At 45.6% G+C, this 4262-nt stretch carries 1 protein-coding gene; it reads left to right on the top strand.

Going from position 1 to position 4262, the window contains the following annotated elements; translation table 11 throughout:
• Positions 1-568: 568 nt before the first annotated feature.
• Positions 569-4183, top strand: a complete 3615-nt coding sequence (locus ED312_RS20215; RefSeq protein WP_123217841.1) for a SusC/RagA family TonB-linked outer membrane protein — start codon at positions 569-571, stop codon at positions 4181-4183.
• The last annotated feature ends 79 nt before the right edge of the window (positions 4184-4262 follow it).

Raw genomic sequence — 4262 nt, 5'->3', positions numbered from 1 at the left:
GGGCCGGTCGAATCCTGGAAATAAACGAGTTCATTTTTTAAAGAATAACAGAAGGCGTCCGCAAGGGCGCTTTTTTTGTTAGAAGCTGTTTGAATTTAGTTTTCGGAATACACATGAAAAGATCATAGGCGATGTCCTGAGTATACCTGTACTGGGCACTTCGGTACTCAGTGTATCACCTGTCGAAGTACCTGAGGGATAAAATTCATGTTAATCCTTGTCACCCATTTTTAGGAAATTGTAATATCTATAGTGAAGAGCCCGGCTTATAAGGCCAAATAAAGGTGTATAAAAACGCCCCTTCGATATTTAAACACTGTCATGTGACTCCTGGTATTACTTTATATGGATGAATTGGAACTTTTAAAAGAACATTGGAAAAAGGCGGAGGCCTTTCTGCCTGTATTGTCCGATGAGGAACTTATGGAAATAATCCGTAGGAAGGAGTCTTTTACCTCATTCGGGGAGAAATAGAAAAAGGAACAAAGCCGGCATCTTTTCCACGGAGCGGCTTTATTCCTTGTAAAACGATTAATTAAGGAATATTAACTAACCACACTACAAATATATGAAAATTAAACGGAAAAGGGGGAGGTGTTTAGACCGGGAAGGGTTGCTGTTGATGGGAATGAAAAGCATTATCTTTTTTTACTGCACCCTGGCCTTTGGCCTGGGGCCTTACGAGGGATTTTCCCAGAATGCCCGGGTGCGTATTGACACGGATGTTGTTTTATCCGTAAAAGAAGTTTTCCGCCTGATCGAAAGCCAGACGGATTACGAGTTTATTTATCGTCCCGATCTTCTGGAAGAGACCTTTCATACAGAGATAGCCGGGGGAGAGATCAGTGTAGGGGATTTGCTGGATAGGGTTCTGGCCCCGGGGAATTTCTCCTATGAATTTTATAATAATACGATTATTGTAAGAGAAAAGGAAGCGGTTTTTGGAGCAACTACAATACTGCAAACAGTTGAGGTTCGGGGAACAGTTACCGATGGCGAAGGAAACCCGCTCCCCGGGGTTACGGTTTTGGTCAGGGGGAGTGAGAACGGGGTTGTTACCGACTTTGACGGGAATTACCGTATAGAGGTTGCTGCCGGAGGGGTCTTGTCTTTTACTTTTATAGGCTTTGCTCCCCGGGAAATCATTGTTGAAGCAGGCTCATCTGTTATTGATGTACAACTGGAGGAACAGGCCGCCAGGCTGGAAGAGGTCGTGGTCACAGGCTACCAGGAACTCTCGGTAAACAAAAGTACCGGGGCAACTCAAACCATAACAGGCGAAGAACTCGAACAGAAAGGGCAGGCTAATCTGATGCAGGCTTTGCAGGGGATGTTCCCGGGCCTCAGTTTTGCCGCAGACCCTCAAAACGAGGGACAAACGAAATATACGGTAAGGGGTATTTCTACTTTGGCGGGGGATTCCTCTCCGCTTATTGTGGTGGATGGTTTTCCGCTGGAAGCCGACATCCGTTCGATAAACCCTTATGAGGTAGAGACGATAACCTTACTAAAAGATGCTGCCGCCGCTTCTATTTACGGCTCCCGTGCAGCTAACGGAGTGCTTGTAATTACCACGAAAAAGGGGAAAAAAGGGAAAGTTCGGGTAAATTACCGGAACGAGCTGACAATTACCGGCCGGCCGGACCTGGCTTACAGGCTTAATCGCATAGGTTCTGCCGATTTGGTGGATATCGAAAGAAGCTATGCCGAAGACAACAATGCCCGGACCTATCGGCAATACCTGGAAGATGGGGGAAGAAGGAGCCAGTCCATGGTGGCTCCCAGGAACCAGGTTTATAATACGGTAGCCATGGTTAACGAAGGACGGATGAGCCAGGCAGAAGCCGAAGAAGTCTTTAACAGGTTAAAGGGTATCGACAATACAGGACAATGGAAAAAACACTTTTACCGGAACGGTTTTCAGAATCAGAGTAACCTGAGCCTGAACGGGGGGGGCGAAAGGCACACGTTCAGGAGTACCCTCAACTATACGGCCAACAAGGGGAATAAAGTAGGGCAAAAGGACGATAATCTGATTTTTGATATTGTAAACAATATTGATCTGGGGAAGGGGATAGACCTGGATATAGCCGGGAATGTGGTGATTAATAGTTCCGAAAGCACCCCTTTTGATGAGTTTTATATAAAAAATATCTCTCCTTATGAGAGTCTGGTCGACGAAGAAGGTAATGCCCTCCCAGTGTTATTGCCGTACAGGAACCATCCTACGGACAATAACGGGTTATGGGATGGAAAAGAGCCTGAGGAGATCCGACGGCTTATAGATATGGGGTTATATGACGAGACTTTTTACCCCCTTAAGGAGTTGGGTATGCAAACCATAAATGCCGAAAATTTAGCAATACGGTTACAGCTCCGGCTCAATGCCAAACTCAGCAATGACCTGAAAGGCAATTTTAACTTCCAGTACGAAACAGGAAGTTCCGTGGAGAGAGATTTGCGAAAGAAGGATTCCTGGATCATGAAATCGCTTATCAATAATATGTCGCCCTATGAATATAACGGGGACCCCGGTACATTACCGATCCCTCCCGGAGGGCGCCGGATAGAAACCCGGAGAAACAGAAGGTCATATACCCTGAGGGGGCAACTGGATTTCAACAGGTCTTTCGGAGAGCACAGTATAGCGGCTATTGCGGGTTCGGAAATACGGCATGTATTCGGCCAGGGTACTATTACAGATCGATTCGGGTATGATGAGTCATCCGGGTTATTTCATCCCATCGATAAAAAAAGACTGTCACAATTTCCGACAAGTGATACCAACCACCCCGGTGGCAGAAGCGATAAATTGGATTTTTCAGATAATTTTGAAGAAACCCTTAACCGTTATTTCTCCCTGTACGGCAATTATACCTATAGTTTTAAAAACCGGTATATCCTTTCGGGGAGTGTGCGGCTGGACCAATCAAACCTCTTTGGTACCGATCCCAGGTACCGATACAAGCCGTTTTGGTCTGTGGGAGGCAAATGGCGCCTGTCGGAAGAAGGTTTCTTTAATAGCACTGTCTTTAATAATATAGCATTGAGAGGGTCTTATGGTATTAACGGAAACATTTCCAATAGGTATGGACCGTTTAATATGGCAGAATTCACAATTCCCTATACTTTAAACAGCCCGGCGCTGAAAATAATTACGCCGGCCATAAATGACCTGCGGTGGGAAAAAACAGCAACCATCAATGCAGGGTTGGACCTCGGTCTCTTCAATAACCGGATAGGCCTTAGCCTGGACTATTACATCAAACGGACCAGGGATCTTTTGGCTGTAGGCATAGCAGACCCCACGCAGGGATTTTCCACGCTGGAGTACAACGAAGCCAATATAGACAACAAGGGGATTGAAATTGGGGTGAACACTGTTAATGTCCGGGCAGAAAAATTCAATTGGTCAACCAGGATTACGTTCAATCACAACAAAAATATGGTAACCAGGATTTACAGGGATGAACTTTATGTGTCAACACCCTATTACGCCGCAGGGGTCAGAAATTTTGAAGGGATGCCGGCCAATAGCTTTTACATATATACATATGCCGGGCTTAACGAAGAAGGATATCCAATGATCACTACCGGGAACGGGGAAGAACTCGTGTTGACCCCGGGCCTTAACCCGGAGGTCGTTGACCGGATTAACGCAGGAGATTTGCATAATGGCGGAACCGCAGTGCCTGTGTATTCGGGGAGTGTGATCAATAACCTTACGTATGGCCCTTTCGGGTTGTCGTTTATGTTTGTGGGAAGTGGCGGGCATGTATTGCTGAAAGATTCTTATAATGGTACGGGCGGTATATACCAGACTCCTGCCTACGTACATGCCGATGCAGCCAAGGGTTGGAAACAGCCCGGTGATGAGGCCCATACCGGTATTCCTGATGTACAGGAATATTATTTTTACCAGCAGAGCATACTTCGATACAGCACTAAAAATGTTATTCCCGGGGACTTTATCAGACTTCGCGAGTTGATATTTACCTATACCATACCTCAACACGCCCTGAAAAAAACCTTTATAAAAGGGGCGCGTTTTAACCTGAGGGGGAATAACCTCTTCCTCGTTACCAGGAACAGGGAAGGCATAGACCCCGAGTCACACGGGTTGGGTGTGCGGTATTTTCCCCTTCAACCATCATACAGCCTCGGGTTTACGTTAAACTTCTAAAAAGTAATGATGTAACCACAATACTGTGTTACACTTTGATAAAAGTTTCTGATTTATAATGAAATAAGTGTATAAAAAG

Origin of the sequence: Sinomicrobium pectinilyticum, from assembly GCF_003725735.1 — a bacterium.
GTDB classification, from domain to species: Bacteria; Bacteroidota; Bacteroidia; order Flavobacteriales; family Flavobacteriaceae; genus Sinomicrobium; species Sinomicrobium pectinilyticum.
This window is presented reverse-complemented; position numbering and strand designations above follow the sequence as displayed.

Excerpts from the sequence above, each read along its gene's own strand:
- ED312_RS20215 (WP_123217841.1), top strand. The coding sequence starts at position 569 with ATGAAAATTAAACGGAAAAGGGGGAGGTGTTTAGACCGGGAAGGGTTG.